This is a genomic window from Cellulosilyticum sp. I15G10I2 (assembly GCF_900095725.1).
Taxonomy (GTDB): Bacteria; Bacillota; Clostridia; order Lachnospirales; family Cellulosilyticaceae; genus FMMP01.
Window position 1 is genome coordinate 1,393,307 of record NZ_FMMP01000006.1, and the last position, 26,307, is coordinate 1,419,613.

A 26,307-nucleotide genomic window follows, 5' to 3' on the forward strand; every position below is an offset into this window, starting at 1 on the left:
ATATACCTACCTTATCCTTCTAAAAGTTGTTGTAAAGCTTTTTTATTTAACCGTGTCCCAATGACACAAAGTTTTCCTGTATAATAAGGCTTCGTGGCACGTACTTCACATTCTCCTGTTACATAGTCAAATTCAATCCATTTATCCTTCGTATTACAAATAATGCCTTTAGCTCTTAAAATTTCACCATATTTCGCAGTATCTTGCAACGCCTTTAGCATATAATTTATTTTATCTTCATCAAATACACTCAGCATATTGATGCCAAAGGTATCAAATACATCATGTGCGGAAGTATTTCTTACCACTCCAGCAACTTTCTTAATGCTTCGGGCGTTTTGTCTTACTTTTTTAATAAGCTCTTCTTTAAAATTTTCTTCATTTGCATTAGCAATTACGCTGGCACTTAGTTTGTCCCATGGTGTTGTCACAATAGCTACTGTATGATTTAAAGCTCTTATTTGCTTAACAACTATTTCAAGCTCAGCGTGTGTCACAAGCTGCGTACGACTAAGGACTATGGTTTTTGCATTTTGAATCTGATTTTTATAAAAAGCACTAAAATTAGTTTGATACATTTCAAAACGTGTCGTATCCACCACGGTAATCACTCTATTTAATACAAGTTTTTCTCTAAGTGCGCTTTCTTTAAAAACTTTAAGCACATCAGATAGGGCTGCAACACCCGAAGGCTCTATAATAATGCGTTTGATAGGATATTGTTCTGTGAGTTCTAAAATAGCTTGTTTAAAATCTCCAGTCACAGAGCAACATATACACCCTGACGCTATTTCTTTAATCTGTACGCCGCTTTCTTTAAGGTAGATCCCATCTATTGCAACTTCTCCAAACTCATTTTCTATAATTGCTAAATCTTTCTCATAAACCCCTTCTGAAATCATTTTCTTAATAAGCATTGTTTTTCCGGCACCTAAAAATCCTGAAAAAACATCTACTGCTATGGCCATTTTATCAACTCCTTATATTTTATTTCAGCATCTCTAGGAAATGTCAGATTATTCCTTTTTATTATATACCACTTCTTCAAATCATGCATAGGATTATTTGAAGAAGTGGTATATAATAAAATTAAGTTAACAACAGACTTTAATCAAACACTTAAGAGAAAGGATGTCAAAACATGGATAAGCCTCATAAAGATTTTCTTGCAAGTCATGGCATCAAGTCTACGTCTCAAAGAAATCTTGTATTAGATTTGCTGCATGAAACGGATCATCCAGTGTCTGCCGAAACCATTTATTTTAGAGCTTCGGAAGTACACCCCTCAGTAAATCTTTCTACTATTTACCGTATTCTAGAGCTTTTTGTCTCAAAAGATATAGTTATTAAAAATATGCTTTCAGACTCAAAAAAAACCATTTATGAACTCAACACCAATACTCATAAACATTATATGGTCTGTCTCAAATGCAAACGTATTTTTCCTTTAGAAAATTGTCCTTGTTCTTTAATTGAAAAAACTGTGTCAGAGCACAGTGATTTTGAAATTATGGATCACAAACTAGAAATAATGGGTTACTGTTCAAACTGCAAATAGCAATGCTTCATCATTTGCTCAGATTCATCGCCAGCTTAGTCAAATAGGTTACTGCAAATAGGATCCCTAATATCAGTACGATAGTAGCTCCTGTGGCAGCCCCTAAAAAATAGGATACAATCAGACCACTTAGTCCTGAAAAAACAGCTATACCAATAGATAAAAAAGTATAATTTTTGACATTATAAGTTATATTTCTAGCTGCAGCCGCTGGGAGTATAAGCATAGAACTAATAATCATAGTCCCTACCCATTTAATAGATAAGGTTACAATAACAGCAATAGTTAGTGCAAAAACATGCTCCCATACATGTACCGATATCCCTCTACTCCTTGCAAGAGACGGATTAAGACTTACCAAAAACAGCTTATTAAAAACGCTAGTCCATAAAAGAATAATAACTAAAAAAGTTATGCTGAGTAATACTATATCTTGCACAGTAATACTTAATAAATCACCAATTAAATAATAGGAGTATTTTGCAAAGCCTCCTTTATAAGATAAAATAACGATCCCCAGCGCCACAGCTGTAGAAGAAAATACGCCGATAACCGTATCTATGGAAGCTGTATTAGCATTCTTAACCTTAAGTATAGCTATGGTTAAGAAAATACTAAATGCCAGCATTGACCATATGGGATTTCCAATCCCCCACATCACTCCTAGGGCAATCCCCGTAAGCGCTGAGTGCCCTAGTGCATCAGAAAAAAATGCCATTTTATTATTAATAACCATCGTTCCTAAAAGGCCAAACATTGGTGTTACCAAAAGTATACCTAGCAGCGCATTTTTCATAAAAGTATACCGCGCCCACTCAAAAGGAATAAGATAATCTATAAGCTGATACCAAAAAGTCATATGTTATTCTCCCTTATTGTTTCCTGATAAAAATCTATGTGAAATAACAACCTCACTTCTTCACTTCCAAATACTTCTTTTGGCGTGCCACATTTTTCAATCACACCCTTATTCAAAAAGGCTACACGATCAGCATACTCCGCCACTAAATGCAAATCATGAGACACTAAAATGATAGATAAGTCATAAGCCTTACGGAGCTTGGCAACCATTTCATAAAATAGCTTAAGCCCATTTTGATCAATACCTGATACAGGCTCATCTAAGAGTAAAATGTTGGGAATAGGATCTAAAGCCAAAGCTAATAATACCCTTTGCAGCTCCCCGCCTGATAGTACCCCTAGCTTGCGGTCAATGAGATGCTCAGCCTGCACTCTTTTTAAGTTCCGAATAACACGTTCTCTTATTTTGTTCGAACTCCCAAGCCATATGGGGAAGTTCGAACAACTTGCTGCAAAAATATCCAAAACACTCATCGGAGCACTTAAATCAAAGTCTAATTTTTGAGGCACATAGCCAATAATCGGCTGCTTTGCCTTACTCTCTTTAGCGCCTAGATAAGTAACCTTTCCACCATGAGGGATTTCTCCTAACAAGGCTTTTAGAAAGGTGCTCTTGCCAGCGCCATTACTTCCTATAATAGCTGTAAGCTCCCCGCAATGTATATGCAGATCGACGTCCTTTAAAATATAATGACCGCCCCTTTTCACACTCATATGCTGTACCTTTGTACAACACAGACCATGACCCGTACACTGACTAAGGTTCAGATTTTTACAGTTTTCATACATTATTTAAGCGCCTCTTTCAATACTTCGAGATTTTTATTCATAATTTGGATATAGGCATCTGCTTCCATAGGTCCTGTAGCTGCAGGGTCAAGTATGTATACCTTCGCTCCCGTTTCAGCAGCAACCGTCTGGGCAGCTTTGCTTGGATATTGAGGTTCTGCGAACAGTGCTTTAATCCCTAATGTTTTGATTTGTTCTACCGTTTCAATAAGCTCTTTTGCACTTGGCTCTGAACCTGGTTCACGATCAATGATTCCCACAATATTAAGATCAAACTCCTGGGCAAAATACGGAAAAGCTTCATGGAATGTGACAATATCTTTTTGCGTAATATCTTTGAGTTCTCTATGCATATTTGCTCTTAGTTCTTCTAGTTTTTGAATATATGCCTGTGCATTTTTTTCATAGGCCTCACTGCGGGTTGGATCAAGTATTGAGAGTTCGTTTTGGATATTTTGCACCTGGGTAATAGCATGGGTCACACTTACCCATACGTGCGGATTAAATGTTTCTTCATGATCTTCATCCTCTTCTTCCTCTTCTTCCTCTTCATGTTCATGATCTTCTTCTAGAAGTTCAATGCCTTTAGCCGCCTCAATAATTTGAAGATGCTTCATCTGACTTACGACATCGTCCATAAACGACTCCATACCCGCGCCATTAATCACAAAGATCTGTGCATCTTCAAGCAGTTTCATATCTTTAGCTGTAACTGAATAGTCATGTAAACAGCCAGTAATAGGCGGGGTCATATTAACAACTTCCACGCCTTCAACGTCTCTTACAACATTAAGTGTTGCAATGTACATAGGATAAAAAGAAGTTACTATTGTTAAGTTATCTTTATTCTGAGCTTGTTTGCTTGTTGTCACTTTTGTTGAGGTAGTGCTACCACATGCGCTTATCATACCCACTAGCAGCATGCAAAGTCCCACACTTACTATTTTTTTAATTTTTATTTTACTCACTTTAATACCCTCCCTTTGTTGCAAATGATTTGCATCTTCATTATATGATATTTCAGGGACGTTTTCAAGTGCAATTTTCAAGAATTTGGAATATAAGTAATACTTCAGTTTCTAGTATATGTCATCTCTTTTCTTCCAAGACTTAATTTCCTTTATAAGTGAATAATAAAAAAACAGCTATTGCATAATGCAATAGCTGTTTAAAGTTTAGATATTATAATTTAACAACGTTCTCTGCTTGAGCGCCGCGATTACCTTGTGTAATATCAAAGCTTACTGCTTGACCTTCTTCAAGAGCTTTAAATCCATCTCCTTGGATTGCTGAGAAATGTACGAATACATCATCACCATCTGCTCTTTCAATAAAACCAAAACCTTTTTCTGCGTTAAACCATTTTACTGTACCTTTATTCATAATAAGGCACCTCCTATTTTTTAAAAGTGTGTATCTTCATTGAAACAAAAAATTCACACATTATTACAGATTATATTTTGAAGTATATAATCTCTAATAACATGTGAAAGTTATGGTTACATACGAAATACTTTTTTATTATAGTCTACCCAGATACAAATGTCAACCCTTTTTGTTTAAAAATATTGGGCATTTTATTTAACAGTATAGGATTTAAAAAATAGCTCGTCTATCAAATACATTAAATATCTATACTGGATCAAGGAGCTATTTTTCTCATGCTTAACTATAATTTGATAAGCAGTGTATTTATTTTTTCACTTATTTTACTTCTGCTTTCATAGACCCATTGTTCATCAAAATCAAGACCGAAATTTTTTGAAAACGAGTAGTAAAGATTGATCTTTTGGTAATAGACTTCCAGCGCTTCTAAATGCTCTTCTATAAGATGAGGTTTACAAAGAACATCCTTTCTTTTTATAAAATACTCTTTGGTATAGTGTAAAAGGCATTGCAGGAGTTCTTCCTGTTCTACGTCAAAGGGCAGTTTCATCAGCTTCCACTGATCACTTTCTTTTAATTTATATTTTTTAATATGATCAAGGATTAAAAGATAATCTCTTACATCCATCTTTCTAAAGTAGTTAAGTGACTCCTCCCTCGTACTCCAAAGTGCAAGTTTTTCCCTGAGTGGCAGCTGTGTTATTTTCAGCAGTGCTTCACTTGGTCCCACCACAGCCTCATAAATCCAGTCATCTGGTATTTCTAGATTTTCTTTTATAAAGCGATTGTTTCCTATACTCCCTGCATAACCTGTATCATAAATACCTTTTCTTCCTGCCCTGCCTGCTATTTGCTTAACTTCTTGGGAAGTTAAAAATCTGACTTCATCCCCATCAAATTTTTTAATATTCATAAAAAGTATTCTTCTTATAGGTAAATTGACTCCCATCCCTATCGCATCTGTTGCAATCAAAATACTATTTTCACCATTAATAAATGCCTGATACTGCATCCTTCTTACCTCTGGCGGCAAATCACCATAGATGATACTTGCCTTTATGCCTTGTTCTAAATAATATTTTGCGAGTTCTAAAACTCTTTTCTTAGAAAAAACAACTAAAGCATCTCCTTTTTCGATAGCTTTCAGGTGAAAGGATTTATCCATGACAACGAGCGGCGTATTGCGTACATATTCTTTGATCTCATAGTCATCATCACAATCTTTTATAATTTTTAATAATAACGCCTTAGCATTAAACGCCCCGCAAATATGAATTTCCTTACACCTTAAGCCTAATACTGCCCTTGTCCAGGCAGCCCCTCTTTGGGCGTCTCCTATCATTTGTATTTCATCGATGACAGCTACATCATAGTCCTCATTTAAATTAAGTTTTTCTACAGTTGAACTTACGTGGCAGGCATCTTCAATAAGTACTTCTTCTTCTCCTGTTCGCAAGCTACATTTAATACCTTGTTTATTAAGCCTCTCAAAAATTTCAAGTGCAAGTATTCTAAGCGGCGCCAGATAAACACCTTTCTTACTCTCTTTTAGTCTGCAAATAGCATTATAGGTTTTTCCTGTATTCGTTTCCCCAAGGTGTAAATAGATTTTTCTTTTTAGAGTTCTTGCCGCTTGATATTCATCTTTAGGGTTTTGTGGAAAATATCTTCTGAACTCATCCGCAACAAGGGCTGGAATATGACTTGTCATCAAAACGGCTATAATGCCAGAATTTAAATAATGTGCTTCTTGCCCCTTTATAATATCTTCAAAAGTATAATTAGTCTCATTTCTTTCATTATAATCTTCAAGCAGTCTTAGGGAAACATCGTCCAATAGCTCCTTATAGGCTGTATAAACCTCATGAAAATCTTTTAAATGCTTATCTTTTATCTGCATCAATGATTTAATCTTTTTTCTAAGGGCAGCCTCATGGGACCATAGATTCGCTGCTTTAGTATTATTTACAATTTCTTTGATTTGCACAAGCTGATCACTAAGAACTTTAAATTCTCTTTGTTGTTTATGATTTTTTTTCATAGTACCCCCTTTTCATCCGGTTTATAATGTGTACAATTTATAAGCTATAAGTTATTATCTGTACTCCTAATATTGATTTATTCTTCCATATCATTCCATATACTTTTATCATATATTATAAAGAATACCTATCTTAGGAGCTATTTTATGAAAAAAATTAATCCCAATAAAGTTTTTACCGAATATCTTAGCCCGCTCACTAACATATCACCTCTTAAAGGACGCAAATATACCATGACTCATTCCGATGATACAGGAGATCTTTTTGTGACTATTGGCCTTACTTATGCGGAAGATCAAATAAACCCTACACGAGATGAAGTACTTCTTGAACTTCTAAGCAAAAACAACAAACCTATTTTCTATGGAAAAGTTTTAGTAGATGACGAGAATATCAAAGACAATATACGTATTCGCAATGCTATTTTTCTAAAAGAAATGCCTACAGCCCTTCAAGCTATAAGATATGCTGATCGTGCATTGTTTGAAAAATATCCACTCCTTGACCAAGTTCCAATATATATTCAGTTTAGTTCCACTAAGCCTCAATTTAACAAGCTCCGCTATTTTGGAACCATGAAAAACTATCGCATTTAGTACTCACGCCTATAAAGATATAGATTTGTCATTGAATTTTAGAATTTTATTTAGTATAATCCAACTAGAGTTGTCCTTAAATAGCGTTTAAGGACTTTTTTTGTTATTACACATTTAGTCAATGAAAGGGGGTATTTATATTATTTATAAATCCTCAGAACACTATTTAGCTTATTTAGATACTTTAGGCTCTCATCCTGGACTTGAATCTATCCTCGAACTCTTAGACCGCCTGGATAATCCTCAGCAGATGCTTCAGTGTATTCATATAGCCGGTACCAATGGCAAAGGCTCAGTAGCTGCCTATTTAACCTCTATTCTTATGGAAGCAGATTATCAAGTGGGTACATTTACCTCTCCTGAGATTAATACGATTCGTGAGACTATTTGTATCAATACGCATTTTATTTCACCTTCTGACTTTGATACTTATCTGCAGCATATCAAATTGCATTGCGAACAGATGGTACAAAATGGACTGCGGCATCCTACACGCTTTGAAGTATTAACTGCCCTTAGCTTTCTGTATTTTAAAGATAAAGGCTGCAGTGCAGTGGTTCTAGAGGCTGGTATGGGCGGACGACTGGATGCTACAAACGTTCTGTCTGACCCGCTTTGCTGCGTTATTACTGCTGTTGCATTAGATCATATGTCGTTTTTAGGCAATACGCTAGAAGCTATAGCTTATGAGAAAAGTGGGATTATCAAGCCATATTCCCCTGTTGTCGTATACCCTGCAACAGACTCAGTCTATGAAGTATTTGAGCAGATCTGTAAACAAAACAATGCCCCGCTTACAGTTTTAGACTTAGACAGACTGAACCTCGTAAGTTATGATCTATCTGGACAAGTTTTCTCTTATAAAGATTATTCAAATATTAAAACCCCACTCCTTGGAGAACATCAAATACGCAATGCTGCACTTGCAATTGAAGTCGTAGAGGTATTAAAGCAAAGAGGAATTATGATAAGTACAGAAGCCCTATACCAAGGATTAGCTCAGGCACACTGGCCTGGAAGGTTTGAAAAAATTAATGATAACCCTTTATTTTTTATTGATGGGGCTCATAATGTGCAAGGGGCCAAAGCGCTTGCAAGAACCATTGATGCATACTGCAAAAACAAAAAAATTATTTTTATCATGGGACTGCTTCAAGATAAAGACTATGCTGCAATCAGTAAGCTTACAGCCCCCTTAGCAGATCATATTTTCCTTGTAAAACCATCAAATCCTAGAGCTATGGACCCCCATACCCTTAAGCTTGAAGTACAAAAATACTGTTCTGAGGTTACGGTTTGTGACTGTGTTGCCACAGCGGTTCATATGGCCCTTAAGTATGCCTCTTCCGAGGATGTTATTATTGCATTTGGCTCTTTATACTTTATAGGCCAAGTGCCTACAGCTCTTAAGTCTTTATAATTTATTGATAGAAAGGACTTCTCCTATGAAACAACACTTACGTACTAAAAACATAGCTATTATAGGCATGCTGATTGCATTAGATATTATTTTCACACGTTTTTGGATGATTCAAACACCTCAAATTAGGATTTCACTTGGTTTCTTTGCTATTGCTATGATTGGTATGCTCTATGGTCCCATGATAGCCGGCATCGCTGCTGGATTATCTGATATTGTAGGATGGTTTATGCATCCCTATGCACCTTTTTTTCCAGGTTTTACACTTACAGCTATTGTGACTGGAGTGATCTTTGGATACTTTCTGCATAAACCCCATACGCCTTTACGTTCTTATATTTTCAGCGCGATTTGCGTAACCTTGGTTTGTGACACACTGCTCAATACTCTATGGCTGTCACTTATACAAAATGTTCCGTTTATAAGTTTAATTATTACACGGGGTATTAAAATTGCTGTGATGTTTATTCTTTATATTGCTATCTTGCCAATTGTTTGTGAAAAAATAAAATTATTAGTAAAGACTCATGTTATTTAAAAGTACTAAGCCCTAGGCTCTCATTACAAAAGCTGCCTTGCTATTGTTATAATTTCTACAATAACAATAGCAAGGCAGCTTTAAGCATTATTTAACTAATTTTTTTCATGTTTCCCATCATGTGTCCCAATTTTATGACCACTTATAATACCTGCGTCTTCATTATCTTTAGGTGCTATCTTCCTTAGTTCTGGATTACTCTTTGGTCTGTCTTTCATTCTGTTTTTATTATTATTCATTGCAATCTTCTTCCTCTCAATTAAAATGCATACTCTGCTTATTTAGTATGAAATTAAATGGAAAAATTTATTCAATCATCTAATTTTTTGATAAAAACAACCTTTAGATAGTTTCCTTCTTTAAATGCTTCAATCGTTTTAAAGTCTTCTGGCAGTGTAAACTCTTCTAAAAGCTTATAGCGCTTCTGCATTTCCTTAAATGCGGTATCAATAAATCCCTTAAACTTATTCATATTAAAAGCACTGCAATTTGTAGAAGCAACTATGATTCCATTTAGTGCTGTAATTGCAATTGCTTCTTTTAGTAAGTCCTTATAATCTTTTTGGGCACTAAAAGTAAACTTCTTAGATCTTGCAAAACTTGGGGGATCAAGAATAACCATATCAAATTTCAACTTTTTTCTAACTGCATATTTAAAGTATTTAAAAACATCTTCCACAATAATATCTTGTGTGCCTGGATCAATAGCATTTATCGAAAATTGCTCTTCTGTTTTACTAAGGCTTCTGTTTGCAAGGTCTACACTTGTTGTTTTAACCGCACCTCCAAGTTTTGCAAAAACTGAAAAAGCTCCTGTATAAGAAAAAGTATTCAGAACCGTTCTGCTCTTTGCATAGTGATCTCGGATCAGCTTTCTAACCTCTCTTTGATCTAAAAATACGCCTACCATAGCGCCTTCATTTAAATACACCGCAAAATTTACACCATTTTCTTTTATAATGAGAGGAAAGTCTGGCTCTTCCCCATAAACAAAATCATTCTCTTCAATATATTTACCTTGTTCATCAAATCGCTTTTTCTGATAAATTCCTTTAATCGGGGTAACTTTTTTAAGACTCCTAACCACTTGCTCTTTAAACTTGTAAATACCTTCACTATACCAATTGATCACATAAAACCCATCAAAATAATCAATTGTAAGTCCCCCTATGCCATCTCCTTCTCCATTAAATACGCGAAAGGCTGTGGTTTGGTCATTATTAAAGAATGCTTTTCTTTGCCCTATAGCCCTTTTAATCTTCTGCTCAAAAAACGAATCATCTATGAGCTCACTCTCGTCTTTACTAAGTACCCAGCCATATCCTTTATTTTGTCTGCCGTAATATCCTTTAGCTATAAAATGATGCTTTACATCATAAAGGTTAATAATTGTTCCCTCTTCATGCATATCCTCAAGGTTTATAATAGCTTCCTTTGCAATAAGCGGGCAGCCTTCCTTAAACGCTCCTACAAATGACTGCTTAATTTTTAATTTGATTTCTGTTTTCATCTACTGACCTTCTTTTCTTCTGTTTGTTCTGCGTATATTATACACTATTCTCATCCATTTTCATCCTAAAACAAGTTTTCTTTCATTAATTTTTTATACGTTGATAGCATTCTATCTACTTTATAATCTAATCTCTGCATGACCTAAACTGCCTCAATATCACTTGTATAATTTCTGCCTATATGCATTGCATACCACTAACAGCAGTGGTATAATCATTACAATAAAAAAGTTATTCTACCTAAAGGAGATGAAATCTATGAGTATTAAAGAAAATGTACTAGAAGTTATGAAAAAAGCTGGTAAACCCGTAAGTGCTGGTGAGGTTGAAAAACTTTCTGGTTTAGACCGTAAAGAAATTGATAAGGCCTTCAAAGAATTAAAACAAGAAAATGCTATTATTTCGCCAGTCCGCTGCAAATGGACGCCTGCAGAATAATCTAAATAGAAAAAAGCACCCTAAACTTTAATCGAAGTCTTGGGGTGCTGTTTTATTTTAATGCTTATTTATTTTGATACTTATTTGTGTTTATCTTACCTAGGCTTCTGTATAAAGCGTTGTGGATAAATATCTTTCTCCTGTATCCGGAAGCAGAACAACAATATTTTTCCCTTTGTTTTCTGGACGTTTTGCAATTTGAGTGGCAGCATATGCCGCCGCCCCTGATGAAATCCCTACTAATAACCCTTCTGAACGAGCAAGTGCTCTAGAAGTCTCAAAAGCTTCTTCATTTTTAACTTGGAAGATCTCATCTACTACCTTTAGATTTAAGTTATCTGGTATAAATCCAGCGCCTATGCCTTGGATTTTATGTGGTCCTTTTGCACCACCAGATAAAACAGGTGAATCTGTTGGCTCAACAGCAACGATTTTAACATTAGGATTTTTTTGTTTTAAAACTTCTCCTACGCCCGTTATGGTTCCCCCTGTACCTACACCGCCGACGAAAATATCTATGTTACCTTCTGTATCTCTCCAGATTTCTTCTGCAGTTGTATTTCTATGAATTTCTGGGTTCGCAGGATTTTTAAATTGCTGAAGTAGTACTGCGTTTTCGGTTTGTGCTACAATCTCTTCGGCTTTCTTTATAGCGCCACCCATCCCTTCAGGTCCTGGTGTTAAAACAAGCTCAGCACCTAATGCTTTTAAAAGATTTCTTCTTTCAACACTAAAAGTCTCTGGTAACGTAATAATGAGTTTATAGCCTTTTGCTGCTGCAACAAAAGCAAGCGCAATCCCCGTATTCCCACTAGTTGGTTCAACAATCACTGTATCTTTATTAATAAGACCCTTATCTTCAGCATCTTTAATCATTGCATAACCTATTCTATCTTTTACACTAGAGGCTGGATTAAACGATTCTAGTTTAGCTATTATAGTTGCTTCTGTTCCTTTTTGCTCATTATAGTTACTAAGCTCTAATAAAGGGGTGTTACCAATTAAATCTGTTAAATTCTTTGCTATTTTACTCATGTGATCTCCTCCGTTTTTTTAATTGTATTTTTTTAAACCAAATGAATACATTCCTATTAGCATATGCAAGTCAGCCATCCCATACTCATTTTTTCATACTATTTTATTGCTTAGCTGCTTCCTATATATGAATATTATTGAATTATTTACTTAAGTATAACTCTAACAAATTTATTCGTCAATACATTTCCTACAATTTCTATATATTTAGTTGGTTTTAATTTTATTTTCTTCGATATCCTTTATCAGAAATATTTCCATTATAATTTTTTTCACTTTATCCCATACTATAATTGAAGTTGTTTCTCTTATAATTAAGAGTGTACTATTTGCCAAGAAAGGAATAATTCCATGAATAAAGTTCATTATAACGTGTCTGGATTACAAAACTCTCAAATTAAAACACAAGTTAAAAATGCACTTAATCAACTATCAGGTGTTCAAATGGTTAATGTAGATTTAGGTAGAGGTTCTATAGAAGTTGGCTATAATGAAGCCACTCAAGAATCCGAAATTATTCAATGTATTGAACATATTGGATGTAAAATAGATTAATTGATGTATTCAATAAAAGCCCTATTTCAGCTAACATTTCTGGAATAGGGTATTTTTTGTAGTTATCTTCTATTTAAGGGAACTTTTATTTTTCTTTTGGCGTCTAATTTCTTATCAAACTTATATAAAAGGAGAAAAATCAATGAAATTTAAAAAATTACTTACAGGCTTTTTACCAGTTGCTATTTTATCTGCTTTGGCAGTTACATCTTTCGCTTCCTTCTCAGATACAATAGTCTTAGACAATACTTCTCTCCCTATTGAATCAGCTATTCCAATAAGTGCTCCGCTTGATACCATCAAACACTCTCATTTTAATTCTTTTACTGGAGTCGTAAAAGAATTAGCTGCTTATCCAGCTATAAAAGGGTCAATAATAGTCTCTGTAGAAAACGATGAAGGAATTCCAGCAAACATTATCATCTCTGAAAACACCTATATTATTGGTGATGCAGAAATAACCAAAGGGGCAACTATTACTGGATTTTATGATGCCACAAGACCAATGATTTTAATTTACCCAGCACAGTATAATGCAGAAGTAGTTGTTGTGGGCACGCCGGAACAAACTATTAAAGTGGATGTATTTGATAAAGATCTTGTAAGTGCTGATGGCTTATTAAAACTCAATATTTCTAAGGATACGGAAATCATATCTCACGATGGAAAGCCTTTTGAAGGAGAACTTGCGAGCAGAAAGCTGGCAGTCCTTTATGGTATTTCAACCAAAAGCCTTCCTGCACAAACAACCCCTTCTAAAGTTATTGTACTTTTTGAAGAACCAGAACCTGTTTTACCCACTTCAGATGCTATTTCAGATCTTGAACTTTTAATCAATGATAAAAAGATAGCATCACCTGCTGTTTATACAAATGATCTGAATACCTTGATGGTTCCTCTTCGTGCAATTAGTGAAGCGGTTGGTTTTGAAGTCTCTTGGGAAGAACGTTCAAAGACCATCAGGGTTGGTAAAGGTATTTCTTTAGCAATAGATGAAGACTATTATACTTATATGAAAACTGCTCCTATTCAATTAGGTACTGCGCCTGAACTCGTGGAGAATACCACCTTTGTTCCGTTAAGTTTCTTTAAAGATGTGATGCGCTTAGATCATGCAGATATTTTCGGTTCACAGGTTGTAATCAGTGGTAAAATTATAAATTAAATTATCGATAAACACTTAAAAGGTGTATTTGACAACTTAGTATACTACTTGTCAAATACACCTTACTTTTAATCCATCACTTCTACTTCAAAGGTCTTTAAGTTAGCCAGCTTATCATAAGGCATCCATAATTTATTTTGCTGCATCTGAGTGTCATAGATACACTCTTCACATCTATCATTTACTTTAAAGGTGCGTCCTTCTCTGTGCATATTCGTATATTTTATTATCACCCTACAGCCTCGTAGAGTCATTTCCACCTCCATACTTTCAAAAGGAATGTCTTTTGAGGGCTGTATCCATATCCCCGCGTATTCAGGCTGTATCCCAAATATATACTTGATAAATGTTTTAAGTATAACGTTTGAGCTGCCTGTCTGCCAATCCTGCATGGATTCTCCATCTATCTTCTTTTCTTCATTATACCCATAGGAATTTGGCACAACATAAGGCGATACCGAAAGCCTCTCATGAGTGAAAGGTAATGCTTTAGCAAGTTCTTCCCACGCACTATGTGATTCTCCCATTTTAAAGAGAGACATAATGCCAAAGGCTGAGGCATGAATATAAACTGCTCCATTTTCAGCTGTTCCTTTTGGAAGATTAGGTATACGGCCCACGCCGTGCGTTCCTTTTTCAAAGTGAGGACAGAATGTCTTAAGTCCGTATTTGGAATCAAGCCGCCTATAGGCATCTAGTATGGCTGCTTTGATACTTACATCCTTACTATACATATCAGATAGCACCCAAAAAGCATTGGAGGTAATACCGTCCCGTGCCTTACCATCAGGATCATTAAAACTGCCTACTAAGTAGCTTCTCTCATCTCCCCAGCCATGGACAATCTTTTTCTCCCCTTTTTCATTCTGTATAACAGCATACTTAAGAAGACCTTCTTCAAGTTGCTGTCTAGCGCTTCTATAGCCTTCTATCTTTTCTTGATAATACTCTTTATCTAAGTACTCAAGAAGCTCTATCATCTCCTGACAATTTTGATACACTTGAAGTGTTGCCATTATCGAGACTCCCGTACCAAATGCCTTATCTTTGTTTGTGCTGACCCCCAGTCCATCTAGTGCATCATTCCAATCTCCATACAGTGCATAAATACAGCCTGTAGCGCCAGTATCTCTATTTTTAAGTAAGAAATTCATAATATCAAACATATGCTGAAGCACTGAACTCTTTTGGTCAAGCTTTTTTGCAGTATGTGCTTTTTCATCCACAAACTCATAGTAGCCACACATTTCATTTAAGAAATCGAAGTCTCCAGTATATTTCAAATAGGTGCTGATAGTTGAAATAATCCATACCCCTTGGTCAATAAAAGCTCTTAGATCCATAGCAGGAGAAGCACCTTCAAATGCTGGCAGGGAATATTGCCTTGGCGCACGACCATCAGGCTGAATAAAGTTAAGGCCTTCCAGCATCTTAGCTCTTGCAGTTTCAGGCTGCCAGGCAATTAACCCCTCCATCGCTTGATAAACATCTCTTATCCCAATAAGTGAGAAATTTGATAATTGAACATAGCCTTTAATAACCGCACAAAACTCGACTTGCTTTTTGAGATGCTCAAAGAATGCGTTAAGGACTTCTTCTTTAATCTCCGCTTTTAATCTTTTGCCAAACTTAACTTTAAGGGCCTCTTGACGTGCTTTATCTTGTGCAATAAGCGCGCTTTCTAGTGCATCGATCATTTGCGGTGAAGGACTGCTTGAAATGGCAGTGTCTTTTTGTTCTTCTTCTAGTACACAGCTCATCTTCGTATCTATTCTTATATCACTGTAAGGCTTTAATGCTAAATGAAATATATCTCCTGCTATGCCAATCTCTGTAAAAGATGTGACTTTCTTCGTCTGTCCAAAAGTGCCTTTATAAAGAGCCTTTGGCGTATGAAGTGAACTGATCGTTCCCCCCACATAATCATTTCTCGAAGTCGTTTCTTCAATGCTTATTATTTCAGCTCCCTGGGATGCTTCTATATGTCTTGTAAAAACAGCATAATTCGGCATCATAGCGCCTCTATCTCTTTCTTCATAAACTTCTATTAAGAAGCTGTCAAGATTCTGCTCCCCCTTTTTAGGAACTACAGAAGCTTGTCTAAACCAGCGATTTTCTGCGCCTTCCATCACTGCATTTTTAAGAAAGGGATTAAAATAAGAAGCTACAAAAAACTTCTTATTTTCATGGCTTAGATTTTCTGCAGTTAAACTCCAATAAGTGTTTCTAGCCACATCTACAAAAACTCTGACGGCAAATCTTACCCCATTTGTCTCTGTTATATAATAAGCACTTTTTGTTGTAAATATTGTGTAACGTTCTACGCATTCTTTTGCTAGAATAACTGGAACTGACAATAGCGGTACCACCTCATATTGACCGTCTTTTTCAAATCCTGCAAAAAAAGCTATTTTAGGCTCCTGCCCCTCTGAAGCTCTTAAGTACTGAGAAAATAAACCTTCATTGCTATGCATATAACCTGATGCATAGACCCAATAGTTAAACCCATCTTGTCCCAAAGGGTATCTGCTGTCCCCATTTTCTCTTGGTAAACATAATATGTCATTATTTTCTATAAAATAAACTTGGCCAGGCATTTCCTTTTCCAGCGCCTCGGCTGGGTAATCATTTAGTCTTTGATAAGCCTTTTGATAGGTGTTAACTTTATCTTTGAGTTTCATAGATCACCTCTTCTTTTGCCTCATTGAAATCAAATTTCCCATCTCCAAATAAAGTCTCTGCCAGGGCGCTTAGGGTGACCTGCGTAAGACCTCCTGTTATGATCACATAGTCACAGTACTTAGCGAGTATTTTTGCATCTTCTGGACTTCTTGTTGCTATACCCATAATCTTTTTATGAGGGCAAAACTGTCTGATGTACTCAATCGTTTCTACCTGTTCTCTAAAACAATAGGCATTAACTGTTGTAAAAATAACAAAATCTGAAATAATAGCAATGTCTCCTACAGATACCATCTCCATATGCGTGGGACGCCATGGCATGATGACTTCTTTTATATTATGATGATAGCCGTCGTTTCTAATGGTATCTTCTAATGAAAGCTTATCGTAGAGATTAATCGCATCACTCATCACAAGCCTTGCTGGATTTCCAAATATAATACCTAGTTTTTGCTCTTTATCCAGTTTAATTGGAAAATCTTGTGAGTTTCCTTTGTACAGAATAAGTGATTTTTTAGCTATATTGTAAGCTATACGACTGCCTTCACTTTTACAAAAACCTTTTTCTTCTGGAATGGGTTCGCTCGCATATTTTGCTTTATACTCTAGTACTTTAAAGCAGGCCTCGTTAATACGTTCTTCTGAGATGCTTCCCTCTTTAACGCACATTTCTATAAAATCCACATACCAAGGACCGGCACACGTCGAGATAATAAGATCACTGCCTGCATTCAGGGCATAAATCAAAGCATCTTTTTCACCATAAGCATTAAGTATAGCCTGCATTACGAGATCATCTGTTACAATAAGTCCCTTAAAGCCTAACTTGTGACGCAGATAATCAATAACCGCTTTGGATAAAGAAGCTGGTTTCTCACTGTCTATTGCTGTAAATATGCCATGATGCATCATGATACAATCCAGCCCATCTGCTATAGCCTCTTTAAACGGCAAGAGCTCTACGGATTCAAGTCTTTCTATATCGCCTGGATGAACATCCATTTTAAAGTGCGTATCCTCTTGTGTCAGCCGCATCCCCGGAAAATGTTTGCCACATGCCATAACACGCTCTTCTTGGAGTCCTCTTATAAACCCTTTCCCCATATCAGCTACCACACAAGGATTACTTGAGTAAATTCTATTATCTACTACTGGTATGCCGTTTACTCTGTCATAGCTTACGTCAAGTACAGGTGCATAGCATAAATCTATCCCTGCATATTTAAGCTCCTTAGCAACGTGTTTTCCCTGCCGATAGGCCATAGCCTGATCATTTGCAAAACCCATTGCCATATTGCCTGGAAACATAACCGTTCCTTTATGTATTGCAGTCAGCTGTCCGCCTTCTTGGTCAATACTTAAAAGAATAGGAATCTTGAATCTGTTTTCTTTAGCATGTGCTTTAATATTTTTGCTCATTGCATGAAGCTGCTCAATGTCCCTTACATTATTGCCAGAAAAAAATATAATACCACCAAGCTCCGTCCTCTTATTCATTGCTATTAAATTTTCTGGCATATCTTCGTAGCCTTGATAATATTGAAGAAAAGTCTGCCCGATTTTTTCGCGTAATGTCATCTCTTTAAAAACTTGTTGTATATCAAACATAGGCGCCTCCGCATATTAATGAATGGATACTGGGGAAATAATAAACTTGCCAAATTGATTGGGCAAATGAAAATTAGGCCGTGGTGCGGTAATCGCATTCCAACAAGCATACTGCTGATCTTGTTTACCACCGCATCTATAGAAGTTTGCATACCATACTTCCTTATCTATTGGTGCCTCCTGCATCGTTTCTAATACACTTAGAGGAATAGCTAGATCCAATGTCCAGTACGTTTCATGCAGCTCTGAATGTATCTTAATCTGATCGATCAGCTCTTTAGGAGCAAACTTTTTATCCTTTGTGTTATCTCTATACGCCATATAAATGGTACCATTACAGCTTACTTCAATATTAAAATAGCTTTCACCCTTTTTATTCACTGGGGTTACAAACCACTCAAAGCAGCTGTCTTCGCACACTGCTTCGTTAGTTACCTTTGCTTCGGCCCGTATATTATGGTCTATACTGTGTGTTTTGATATGTATAACGCCTTGACTTATCGCACACTGAACAGTAGTAGGCTGCTTCTCCCCTCCAGTGTACCACGGGTACTCCTCTATCTTAAGTTTAGGAACTTGTGCCCAATTAACAGGCTCACTTTGAAAATCATAAATAATAGCTTGCTTTTCCATAACTATACCTCCAAAAATGTTAACATCTTTTGACTCGTTTTCTGTGCTTCTTCTCTTGTACTCATCTCAGCAAATATTCTTATCAGAGGCTCTGTACCTGAAAAACGTGCTATAATCCAGCCTCCATTTTCAAAGTAAACTTTAACCCCATCTTCATAGCTTATCCGGCTGACTCGTGTATCAAAAACAGGAAGCTGCTTCTCTTCAAATAAAAGATGTGTTACTCTCATTTTCTCAGCTTGTGAAAATCTCCTGTCAAACTCCAGCATAACAAACTTGCCAAATTCCTGATGAATTTCATCCAGCATTTCTGCTAAGTGCTTACCCGTTACACAAATCATTTCTACTAAAAGGCCTGCCGCAAAAATACCATCTTTCCCTTTGATATGTCCTCTTATCGTAAGCCCTCCGCTGCTTTCTCCGCCTATTAAAGCATTTGTCTCATCCATCTTTGCTGAAATATGTTTAAAGCCAACGGGTACCTCATAACACACTTCTCCAAAACGCTCAGCTATGGCATCTAAAAGATGGGTCGTTGCAATATTACGGACAACAGGACCTCTCCAGCCTTTATACTTTAAGAGATAATAATATAAAAGTGCCATAATATCATTAGGATGTATAAATGCTCCTTTTTCATCTATAATGCCTAATCTATCTGCATCGCCATCTGTCCCAATACCTATATCATATTCTTTTTCAACTACCATGTTTGCAAGCCGCATAAGTGTATTAGCACTAGGTGAGGGCAGTCGCCCGCCAAAGGTAGTATCATGTCTTTCATGAATGACATCCACTTCACATCTGCAGCTTATAAGTAAAGCTTGCAGTGCATTTTTAGAAACGCCAAACATAGGATCGACTAAGATTTTAAGATCCTTTTTTCTAATAGCCTCTCTGTCTAATAACTTAAGCAGCGTATCTATATAGTCATTAAAAGGATTAATTTCTTCAATAAGTCCTTGCGCTTTAGCCTCATCATACTCTATTGTTTGAATATCTTGAGAAGTTAAAGAGGCTATAATGCACTCTACTCTTTGGGTTATATCCTCTGCAGCATCTCTCCCGCCTTTTGTAAAAATCTTAATACCATTATATTCTGCAGGATTGTGGCTTGCTGTAACAGCTATGCCATAGTGACTTCTATAAGTTTTGATATAATGCATAATCAGCGGCGTCGGAGCCATTTTATTAATGAATTGAACAGGAATACCATTACCAGCTGCCACTTCACTGATCCATTTAGCTGCCTTAACCGATAAAAAACGCCTATCATAGCCTATAACCAATCCTTGATCTGTGACCGCGTCTTCTTTCATCATCTGAGCTACTGCTTGTGCCACAAGTATTATATTACTTTTAATAAATTCATCTCCTATAATAGCCCGCCATCCGCCTGTTCCAAATGCAATCATCTTCCCATCTCCTTTTATTAGCCCCTGGTTAACCTTTGACTGCGCCTGCCGTCAGGCCTTTAATAATATGTTTTTGTAAAAACAAATAAACAATAAATACAGGAATTACAACTAAAGTTACTGCAGCATTCATAAGCCCATAATCTGTACCATATTCTGAACTTATTTTATTGAGCAGTGCAGAAACAGGCAAATACTCATTTTTACGTATAATAATCATCTGCATAAATAAATCATTATAAGACCAGAGGAAGGTAAATATAGCTACTGTTGCAAAAGAAGGCTTTGAAATGGGCACGACAATCTTAGTAAATATTTGAAAAGGGCCGCTTCCTTCCACTACTGCCGCTTCCTCCAGTTCTAGAGGAATACTCTCCATAAACCCCACCATAATAATAATTGCAAAAGGCAGGTTGCCTGCAATCTGAGGCAGAATAACCCCCAGATGTTTATTGACTAAATCTAATTGATAAAGTCCCATAAATACTGGAACAATTGTCGCAAATGCAGGAAAGAGTACCGCACTTATAAGTGCGCCATATATGAAGTTTCTCCCTCTAAACTTATATCTGGCTAATATATACGCTGCAAGTCCTCCAAAACACATTACTCCAATGACAACCGTTGATGATATGATAAAACTATTTAAATATGCTCTTGCTATATTCATTCTGCTAAAAGCTGTTATATAATTTTCAAAAGTAAATGTACTTGCATTTGTTAAACTAAAAGAGTCTTTTAAAATGATTGTGCGGTCTTTAAAAGAGTTATTTAACACCCATAGCATTGGGAATATAGTCAGCAGTGACCATAGCCCCAGCAAAGTATGTATTGCCGTTTTGCTTAATGCCCCTCTGCTTTTTGGGGAGCTTCCCTTCCTATTTTCTATTTTATATTTTTTTATAATAGCTTCCATGTTTCGCACCTCTCCTCTATATGTCTTCTTGTTTTAAGAGCTTATTAACAGCAGTTGAGACAATGACGCCTACAATAACTATAAAAACAGCTATTGTACATCCATATCCTACACGTGAAGCTTCATAAACCGTTTTATATTGATAAGTTCCAAGAAGATAGGTTGTTTCGTTCGGCATTCCTCTAGGTGCAATGGTCCATGGTAAGTCAAAGACTTTAAGTGTACCTGTTATAACCAGTATAAGACACGTCCTTATAACCCCCTTAATAAGCGGCAGTGTAATATATCTCACCTTCTGAAAACCTGTGGCCCCTTCTAGGTAAGCTGACTCATAAATATCCTCTGGTATAGAGGCTATGCCAGTTAATACAATCACGAAATAAAAGCCTATGTATTGCCATATGACAGGCAATGAAAGCATTCCTAATGCCCTTTTTTCATCCAGCCACAATACAGGTTTACTTCCAAATTTAATCAGTATTTGGTTAAATAATCCAATGTTATAATCATAGAATAAGATAAACATAAGCCCAATTGCTGTAGCCGATATAACAACAGGGAAAAAGAATACTGTTCTGTAAAAGCGTTGCGTTTTGCCAACACTATCCACTAACAGTGCTAAAACTACTGCAAACCCTACCTCAAAAATGACTGTGAGCATCATCATCATAAAAGTATTTTTGACAGCAGTTATAACAACAGAGTCTGTTAGTAACTCTTCATAATTTTTTATACCTATAAATGTTTTTCCGAGCCCAGCTAAGTTAGAAATATCAAATAAACTGTTAAATAGGCTTACTAAAAAGGGTAAGTACAAAAAAAGTGAAACAAAAACTAGCGTAGGAAGAAGAAATATCCAGATTATTTTTTTATTCTTATAGATCATTGCAGTCACTCCCTTCATCCATTTTATTGCCACGATTTTTAAGAAAAGAATAACAGCTGATGTCACTTTGACTTTCAACTGTTATCCTTAACATCGCATTAATATTATTTACTTGAATTTTCTATTTCAATGACCTTATCAACAACTGCTGCTGCATCTTCTTTGCCTACTGCGATAACAGGTACTTTACTTAACAGATAGTCCCAAGCCTGCTTGCTTAACCAGCCATCTACAGCGCCATCTACTCCAGTGGCTTCCCCAGCTATTTTAGAACCAGATGCTGCCAGTTTGCTCAGCCCCTCAACTGCTCCAATATCCGCAGCTGGTGCCCCGCCGCCTGCTGCCACTACGAACTCTTTAATTAAAGGTGTTGTTGTCATGGCTTGAACAAATTTGACAGCCGCATCTCGTTTTGCTGGATCATCCCATGCCTTTTTAGTAATATAGTATCCGCTTGAGAAACCAGCTATAATTTCAGATGGATCTTTTTTGCCATTTCCTGTACTTGGCATAGGCACAATAACTGTATTATCTTGATCTGCCATGCCGCCTATCGCCCAGCTTCCATCTAAAAACATTGCGGCTTTACCATCATTAAAAGCTTGTTGCTGCAATTCATGCTTTGATGTTGCTGTATCAATAGGAAAAGCTCCCATATCCGCGAATGTCTTAAGTAAGCCAAGGCCAGTTACCCATGTTTCTTTAACTGCTGCAATATCTTTATTGCTATGTTCTCTCACACCACCTTCAGCCAGTAATAAATGTTCAATAAAATAGTGTGGTACATGTCCTAAGGCTGCTGCAAAAGGCGTAATATTATTTTCACTGAATGTTGTAATAGCCTTCTCTAAATTCTCCCAAGTTGTTGGCAGCTCAAGGCCATATTGATCAAATAAAGTTTTATTGCAGAATATACCTTCATAGTAGCCACGAACCGGAACAGCGTAGTTTTTACCATTACCAGCATACTTGGCTGATTCCAAAGCTGCTTGTGTAATATTAGAGGCATAATCTGGATACTGAGATTTAATTTCATCTATGGCTACTACTTTATTTTGGTCTACCAGAGACTGTGCATTCACGTCTGTAAAGAAAAAGATAACATCCGGTTCATTACCAGCTGCAAAGTCTATGAGAACTTTAGACTTCCACTGTTCATCAGATGTCGCTGACTCATCTTCTACTTTAATTTGTGGGTTATCCTTCATAAATGTTTCAATTGAAGCATTATAGATACCTGCCATTGGGTCAGTTCCCCCAAACATAGATACCGTACGAAGCGTGATAGGCTCAGCTGGTATCGCGGTCTCTTTTGGAGTTTCTACTGGTGTAGGCGTTTGTGCTGTTTGTGTTGCAGCTTTGTCGCTGCATCCTGCTAAAGATGTTACAATCATTATCCCCGTTAATCCTGCAGCAAAAAATTTTGAAAGCTTTTTCATTGTTTTTTCCCCCTTAGTTTTAATAAGTAAGACTGATATGTATCAGCACTATTGCTACTCTATATTGATTGTAACACCAAAAATAACCAATAAAAATATACCTATATTGGTGTTTGTTGGCCATTTTTGCTATATTTGTTTTTAAAAATAAGATGTATTAAGAAAGAACCCTAATCTCTCCTAATACATCTTATTTCTATATTCATTCGGTGTAACGCGGACGAACTTCTTAAAGGTTTTTGAAAAATAAGCAGCATCTACATAGCCTACTTCTTCTGCTATTTCATAAACTCTTAAAGTAGACTGCAGAAGAAGTGTTTTTGCTTTTTCTATTCTTACTCTATTTACGATATCAATAAAGTTATCTCCTGTTTGCTTTTTAAGTAGCTTGCAAAGATGCCATGTACTTACATAAAGGGCATCTGCGACAGTTTGGAGATCTAATTTAGTATTATAGTACCTATTAATATAATCAAGCGCTTTATTCACAATAAACTGCGGTTTCTCTTTTTCAGTCTGCCCTTCTTTCATTGGCGTTACTCTTCTTGACGGACAGCTGGCTATAAGGTCTAAATTGCTGACTGCCTGCTCAACTGTTTCTTTAATTTCACTCATTTTAGAAGGCTTAAGCAAAAATCTAAGTACGCCTAACTTTACAGCTTCTTGGGCATACTCAAACTCTCTATGTCCAGTCAAAATAATAATCTGCATATCCTTATTAATGGATTTAACTTCTGCTATCATATCAAGGCCATTCTTCTTAGGCATTCTAATATCTGCAAAAATAATATCTGGTTTAAGTTTTATAATTTTATCTATACCTTCTTCACCATTTTCTGCTTCCCCTGCGATTTCACAGCCATATTGGTGCCACGGTATAATACTTTGCATGCCAGCTCTTATAAAGTGTTCATCATCAATAATGAGTACCTTATACACCACGCCGCCCCCTTTTTACTCTATTTCCCCCCGAGTTGTGGCTGGGAGTATTACTGTTATAAGTGTCCCCTGATTTGGTCTGCTTATCAGCGTCAATCCATAGTCCTCTCCATAAAGTAGCTTGATTCTTTTATGTACATTAATAATGCCTACTTTGCCTATCCCTTTTGTGCCACTTGCCATCTCTTGGTGAAGCTCTGCCAGCACCTTCTCTTCTATGCCTCCCCCATTATCCTGCACTGTAATAACGAGCTTATCTTCCTGTACTTTGACCCCTAACTGAATCGTCCCACGCCCCACTGGCTCAATACCATGGGTAATAGCATTTTCCACCAGCGGCTGAAGAATAATTCTTGGTATTTTATAACAATAGCTATTAGGATCCACCTCTTTTACAAAAACTACTTTTTCGCCAAAACGCTTTTGCATAAGCAGTATATAATTATCCAGATATTTCATCTCTTCCTCTATCGTAAGAAACGGTATTTTTCTTCTGTCAATATTGACTTCCATAATTCCTGAAAGCGCTTCTATCATTTCGGAAGCCTCAAAATCTCCCGACATCCTCACTTTCCAATTAATCATTTCAAGTGTATTATAAAGAAAATGCGGATTAATTTGATCTTGAAGCAGCTTAATTTCTGCATTTTTGAGTGCGATTTCTTCTTTATAGACAATATTAACTAAGTATTGAATACGTTTACTCATCTTATTAAATGTACTGAATAAATAGCCTAGCTCATCTTTTCTGTCACTGCTCATAACAACACCCATATCGCCATTTTCTATCTGCTGCATCTTTCCGCTTAATATGTAGATAGGATAAATAACTTCTTTATAAAGTCTGGCGGCAAACAGTAAAAAAATCGGTAGGATACAAACGCATATTAAAATAACATTGTTTGAAAGTTGTCTTATATTTTCTAAAAGTACATCCTTTGAAATAAAAATGCCGCTTAGCATGGATAGATTAAGTGAACTAATCTTTGCATAGAGTACAGCCTGCTGTTTATCTTCTGTTATATAGAGATTGCCATCCCTGGGCCTCATATTAAAAAAAGCCTGCATCTGCTCCCACTTATTATCTGGTAAATTCCCTTTACTTAAAATTTCTTTTCCACCGTTTTCTACTACATAAATACCCTCAGTAGAATCTTTTACAACTCTGCTGTACTTGCCTACTAGATAATCTTTTTTAATTTTAAAGACAATAATACCTACTTCTTTGAACGTATTTCTGTCAAATATTTTTTCCCCTATATAAATATTACTGGCTTCATCTATGTGGTATGCAAACACCTCATCCTGATCTAAAAGTTTTTCATGAAGATGACTGAAAATATTACTTTCTCTAAACGCTTGTTCTTCTTGATAGGATTTCTTTTTGCTGACTATATAGTGTGTGCTTTTATCACTAAACTGATAGCCACCAACATCTATTTCAGGTTTAGACAGCACAATGGATCTTAAATACCCCTCTACCATCATGCCTAGTTCATAATCGCCTATACCACTGTAACTTGTGGATACCCTCTCATCAAAATAGTCTTTTCTTTTTTTCTCTTCTATTACAGCATAGTACCTTTGGTTAAAATTATGAATGGCCTCATCATATTTGAGCTCTGCTACAAATTCTTCTAGCTGCTTAATATTTTCTTGCGTATCTTCTAGAATTAAAAGAATTTCCTTTTGTACAGATTCTATAAAATGTGTCGTAATTACTTTTTCATATTGCGTATAACCAATATACCCCATGAAGAGAATAGGATAAGAAACTAATATACAAATAAATATACTCCATTTTACTTTAATGGGTATTTTATAATATAAACGCTGCAGGCGCTGCCTCATATATGAGTTCCTCCCTATCTCTTTTTCTATTATTTTAACACAAT

25 protein-coding genes are annotated in these 26,307 nt (G+C 36.2%); 7 read left to right on the forward strand and 18 right to left on the reverse strand.

Translation table 11 applies throughout. The features are described from left to right. Window positions 1–11: 11 nt before the first annotated feature. Window positions 12–968, reverse strand: coding sequence for a CobW family GTP-binding protein (locus tag BN3326_RS06705; RefSeq protein WP_069998321.1), 957 nt, complete (start codon window positions 966–968; stop codon window positions 12–14). 173 nt (window positions 969–1,141) lie between these two features. Between BN3326_RS06705 and BN3326_RS06710 the strand changes: the two genes are divergently transcribed. After that, window positions 1,142–1,558 carry a Fur family transcriptional regulator gene (locus BN3326_RS06710; RefSeq protein WP_069998322.1) on the forward strand — a complete coding sequence of 139 codons (417 nt, stop codon included), beginning with the start codon at window positions 1,142–1,144 and terminating at the stop codon, window positions 1,556–1,558. A gap of 10 nt (window positions 1,559–1,568) precedes the next feature. Here BN3326_RS06710 and BN3326_RS06715 read toward each other — a convergent pair whose 3' ends face one another. From BN3326_RS06715 to BN3326_RS06735, 5 genes are all read right to left on the reverse strand, one after another. After that, window positions 1,569–2,417 (reverse strand): metal ABC transporter permease, encoded by an 849-nt coding sequence (locus tag BN3326_RS06715; RefSeq protein WP_069998323.1) that lies wholly within the window; start codon window positions 2,415–2,417, stop codon window positions 1,569–1,571. Continuing rightward, window positions 2,414–3,208, reverse strand: a complete 795-nt coding sequence (locus BN3326_RS06720; protein WP_069998324.1) for a metal ABC transporter ATP-binding protein — start codon at window positions 3,206–3,208, stop codon at window positions 2,414–2,416. The genes BN3326_RS06715 and BN3326_RS06720 overlap by 4 nt, the downstream gene beginning before the upstream one ends. Further along, a complete protein-coding gene (locus tag BN3326_RS06725; RefSeq protein ID WP_330389640.1) occupies window positions 3,208–4,176 on the reverse strand; it encodes a metal ABC transporter substrate-binding protein in 969 nt (322 codons plus the stop codon). Before BN3326_RS06725 ends, BN3326_RS06720 begins: the two co-directional genes overlap by 1 nt. Window positions 4,177–4,390: 214 nt before the next feature. Next, a complete protein-coding gene (locus BN3326_RS06730) occupies window positions 4,391–4,591 on the reverse strand; it encodes a cold-shock protein (RefSeq protein WP_069998325.1) in 201 nt (66 codons plus the stop codon). Between the two features lie 286 nt (window positions 4,592–4,877). Then, window positions 4,878–6,635 carry a helicase-related protein gene (locus BN3326_RS06735; protein WP_069998326.1) on the reverse strand — a complete coding sequence of 586 codons (1,758 nt, stop codon included), beginning with the start codon at window positions 6,633–6,635 and terminating at the stop codon, window positions 4,878–4,880. 147 nt (window positions 6,636–6,782) lie between these two features. Here BN3326_RS06735 and BN3326_RS06740 point away from each other — a divergent pair, with 147 nt between their 5' ends. The 3 genes from BN3326_RS06740 to BN3326_RS06750 all read left to right on the forward strand — a co-directional run bounded on the left by BN3326_RS06740 (window position 6,783) and on the right by BN3326_RS06750 (window position 9,190). After that, window positions 6,783–7,232 (forward strand): staygreen family protein, encoded by a 450-nt coding sequence (locus BN3326_RS06740; RefSeq protein WP_069998327.1) that lies wholly within the window; start codon window positions 6,783–6,785, stop codon window positions 7,230–7,232. A gap of 121 nt (window positions 7,233–7,353) precedes the next feature. Further along, window positions 7,354–8,652: a bifunctional folylpolyglutamate synthase/dihydrofolate synthase gene (locus BN3326_RS06745; RefSeq protein ID WP_083258546.1), complete on the forward strand. Its 1,299-nt coding sequence runs from the start codon at window positions 7,354–7,356 to the stop codon at window positions 8,650–8,652. Window positions 8,653–8,677: 25 nt separating this feature from the next. Then, window positions 8,678–9,190: a folate family ECF transporter S component gene (locus BN3326_RS06750; RefSeq protein ID WP_069998328.1), complete on the forward strand. Its 513-nt coding sequence runs from the start codon at window positions 8,678–8,680 to the stop codon at window positions 9,188–9,190. Window positions 9,191–9,285: 95 nt separating this feature from the next. Here the strand turns inward: BN3326_RS06750 and BN3326_RS22525 are convergent, their stop codons facing one another. Together BN3326_RS22525 and BN3326_RS06755 are read right to left on the reverse strand one after the other, a co-directional pair. Then, complete coding sequence (locus BN3326_RS22525; protein WP_255363183.1) at window positions 9,286–9,408, reverse strand: hypothetical protein; 123 nt, start codon at window positions 9,406–9,408, stop codon at window positions 9,286–9,288. Window positions 9,409–9,500: 92 nt separating this feature from the next. Further along, on the reverse strand, window positions 9,501–10,700 hold the full coding sequence (locus BN3326_RS06755; protein ID WP_069998329.1) for a class I SAM-dependent rRNA methyltransferase: 1,200 nt from the start codon (window positions 10,698–10,700) through the stop codon (window positions 9,501–9,503). A gap of 259 nt (window positions 10,701–10,959) precedes the next feature. Between BN3326_RS06755 and BN3326_RS06760 the strand changes: the two genes are divergently transcribed. Continuing rightward, window positions 10,960–11,139: a transcriptional regulator gene (locus BN3326_RS06760; RefSeq protein ID WP_069998330.1), complete on the forward strand. Its 180-nt coding sequence runs from the start codon at window positions 10,960–10,962 to the stop codon at window positions 11,137–11,139. 99 nt (window positions 11,140–11,238) lie between these two features. Here the strand turns inward: BN3326_RS06760 and cysK are convergent, their stop codons facing one another. Further along, a complete protein-coding gene (cysK, locus tag BN3326_RS06765; RefSeq protein ID WP_069998331.1) occupies window positions 11,239–12,174 on the reverse strand; it encodes a cysteine synthase A in 936 nt (311 codons plus the stop codon). A gap of 372 nt (window positions 12,175–12,546) precedes the next feature. Between cysK and BN3326_RS06770 the strand changes: the two genes are divergently transcribed. Both BN3326_RS06770 and BN3326_RS06775 read left to right on the forward strand, forming a co-directional pair. Further along, the gene (locus BN3326_RS06770) at window positions 12,547–12,729 is read left to right on the forward strand and encodes a heavy-metal-associated domain-containing protein (RefSeq protein WP_330389641.1); all 183 of its coding nucleotides are present in this window, start codon (window positions 12,547–12,549) and stop codon (window positions 12,727–12,729) included. Window positions 12,730–12,871: 142 nt separating this feature from the next. Then, window positions 12,872–13,894, forward strand: a complete 1,023-nt coding sequence (locus BN3326_RS06775; protein WP_069998333.1) for a copper amine oxidase N-terminal domain-containing protein — start codon at window positions 12,872–12,874, stop codon at window positions 13,892–13,894. A gap of 68 nt (window positions 13,895–13,962) precedes the next feature. On the opposite strand, the gene BN3326_RS06780 is transcribed toward BN3326_RS06775, so the two are convergent. The 9 genes from BN3326_RS06780 to BN3326_RS06820 all read right to left on the reverse strand — a co-directional run bounded on the left by BN3326_RS06780 (window position 13,963) and on the right by BN3326_RS06820 (window position 26,263). Then, window positions 13,963–16,575, reverse strand: coding sequence for a GH36-type glycosyl hydrolase domain-containing protein (locus tag BN3326_RS06780; RefSeq protein ID WP_069998334.1), 2,613 nt, complete (start codon window positions 16,573–16,575; stop codon window positions 13,963–13,965). After that, the gene (locus tag BN3326_RS06785) at window positions 16,559–18,184 is read right to left on the reverse strand and encodes a glycoside hydrolase family 3 protein (RefSeq protein WP_069998335.1); all 1,626 of its coding nucleotides are present in this window, start codon (window positions 18,182–18,184) and stop codon (window positions 16,559–16,561) included. Before BN3326_RS06785 ends, BN3326_RS06780 begins: the two co-directional genes overlap by 17 nt. 15 nt (window positions 18,185–18,199) lie before the next feature. After that, window positions 18,200–18,817, reverse strand: a complete 618-nt coding sequence (locus tag BN3326_RS06790) for a carbohydrate-binding family 9-like protein (RefSeq protein WP_069998336.1) — start codon at window positions 18,815–18,817, stop codon at window positions 18,200–18,202. Window positions 18,818–18,819: 2 nt separating this feature from the next. Next, window positions 18,820–20,232, reverse strand: a complete 1,413-nt coding sequence (locus BN3326_RS06795) for a phosphoglucomutase/phosphomannomutase family protein (protein WP_069998337.1) — start codon at window positions 20,230–20,232, stop codon at window positions 18,820–18,822. A gap of 28 nt (window positions 20,233–20,260) precedes the next feature. Further along, window positions 20,261–21,148 (reverse strand): carbohydrate ABC transporter permease, encoded by an 888-nt coding sequence (locus tag BN3326_RS06800; RefSeq protein WP_069998338.1) that lies wholly within the window; start codon window positions 21,146–21,148, stop codon window positions 20,261–20,263. A gap of 16 nt (window positions 21,149–21,164) precedes the next feature. Further along, a complete protein-coding gene (locus BN3326_RS06805; RefSeq protein WP_171903781.1) occupies window positions 21,165–22,034 on the reverse strand; it encodes a carbohydrate ABC transporter permease in 870 nt (289 codons plus the stop codon). Window positions 22,035–22,138: 104 nt separating this feature from the next. Further along, window positions 22,139–23,473, reverse strand: coding sequence for an ABC transporter substrate-binding protein (locus tag BN3326_RS06810; protein WP_069998339.1), 1,335 nt, complete (start codon window positions 23,471–23,473; stop codon window positions 22,139–22,141). 180 nt (window positions 23,474–23,653) lie between these two features. Continuing rightward, window positions 23,654–24,412, reverse strand: a complete 759-nt coding sequence (locus tag BN3326_RS06815) for a response regulator transcription factor (protein ID WP_069998340.1) — start codon at window positions 24,410–24,412, stop codon at window positions 23,654–23,656. A 15-nt stretch (window positions 24,413–24,427) separates the two neighbouring features. Beyond that, window positions 24,428–26,263, reverse strand: coding sequence for a sensor histidine kinase (locus BN3326_RS06820; protein WP_069998341.1), 1,836 nt, complete (start codon window positions 26,261–26,263; stop codon window positions 24,428–24,430). Between the last annotated feature and the right edge of the window lie 44 nt (window positions 26,264–26,307).

Coding starts and splice junctions, on each gene's coding strand:
- BN3326_RS06705 (WP_069998321.1), bottom strand. CDS start 968: ATGGCCATAGCAGTAGATGTTTTTTCAGGATTTTTAGGTGCCGGAAAA.
- BN3326_RS06710 (WP_069998322.1), top strand. CDS start 1,142: ATGGATAAGCCTCATAAAGATTTTCTTGCAAGTCATGGCATCAAGTCT.
- BN3326_RS06715 (WP_069998323.1), bottom strand. CDS start 2,417: ATGACTTTTTGGTATCAGCTTATAGATTATCTTATTCCTTTTGAGTGG.
- BN3326_RS06720 (WP_069998324.1), bottom strand. CDS start 3,208: ATGTATGAAAACTGTAAAAATCTGAACCTTAGTCAGTGTACGGGTCAT.
- BN3326_RS06730 (WP_069998325.1), bottom strand. CDS start 4,591: ATGAATAAAGGTACAGTAAAATGGTTTAACGCAGAAAAAGGTTTTGGT.
- BN3326_RS06735 (WP_069998326.1), bottom strand. CDS start 6,635: ATGAAAAAAAATCATAAACAACAAAGAGAATTTAAAGTTCTTAGTGAT.
- BN3326_RS06740 (WP_069998327.1), top strand. CDS start 6,783: ATGAAAAAAATTAATCCCAATAAAGTTTTTACCGAATATCTTAGCCCG.
- BN3326_RS06745 (WP_083258546.1), top strand. CDS start 7,354: ATGAAAGGGGGTATTTATATTATTTATAAATCCTCAGAACACTATTTA.
- BN3326_RS06750 (WP_069998328.1), top strand. CDS start 8,678: ATGAAACAACACTTACGTACTAAAAACATAGCTATTATAGGCATGCTG.
- BN3326_RS22525 (WP_255363183.1), bottom strand. CDS start 9,408: ATGAAAGACAGACCAAAGAGTAATCCAGAACTAAGGAAGATAGCACCT.
- BN3326_RS06755 (WP_069998329.1), bottom strand. CDS start 10,700: ATGAAAACAGAAATCAAATTAAAAATTAAGCAGTCATTTGTAGGAGCG.
- BN3326_RS06760 (WP_069998330.1), top strand. CDS start 10,960: ATGAGTATTAAAGAAAATGTACTAGAAGTTATGAAAAAAGCTGGTAAA.
- cysK (WP_069998331.1), bottom strand. CDS start 12,174: ATGAGTAAAATAGCAAAGAATTTAACAGATTTAATTGGTAACACCCCT.
- BN3326_RS06775 (WP_069998333.1), top strand. CDS start 12,872: ATGAAATTTAAAAAATTACTTACAGGCTTTTTACCAGTTGCTATTTTA.
- BN3326_RS06780 (WP_069998334.1), bottom strand. CDS start 16,575: ATGAAACTCAAAGATAAAGTTAACACCTATCAAAAGGCTTATCAAAGA.
- BN3326_RS06785 (WP_069998335.1), bottom strand. CDS start 18,184: ATGTTTGATATACAACAAGTTTTTAAAGAGATGACATTACGCGAAAAA.
- BN3326_RS06790 (WP_069998336.1), bottom strand. CDS start 18,817: ATGGAAAAGCAAGCTATTATTTATGATTTTCAAAGTGAGCCTGTTAAT.
- BN3326_RS06795 (WP_069998337.1), bottom strand. CDS start 20,232: ATGATTGCATTTGGAACAGGCGGATGGCGGGCTATTATAGGAGATGAA.
- BN3326_RS06800 (WP_069998338.1), bottom strand. CDS start 21,148: ATGGAAGCTATTATAAAAAAATATAAAATAGAAAATAGGAAGGGAAGC.
- BN3326_RS06805 (WP_171903781.1), bottom strand. CDS start 22,034: ATGATCTATAAGAATAAAAAAATAATCTGGATATTTCTTCTTCCTACG.
- BN3326_RS06810 (WP_069998339.1), bottom strand. CDS start 23,473: ATGAAAAAGCTTTCAAAATTTTTTGCTGCAGGATTAACGGGGATAATG.
- BN3326_RS06820 (WP_069998341.1), bottom strand. CDS start 26,263: ATGAGGCAGCGCCTGCAGCGTTTATATTATAAAATACCCATTAAAGTA.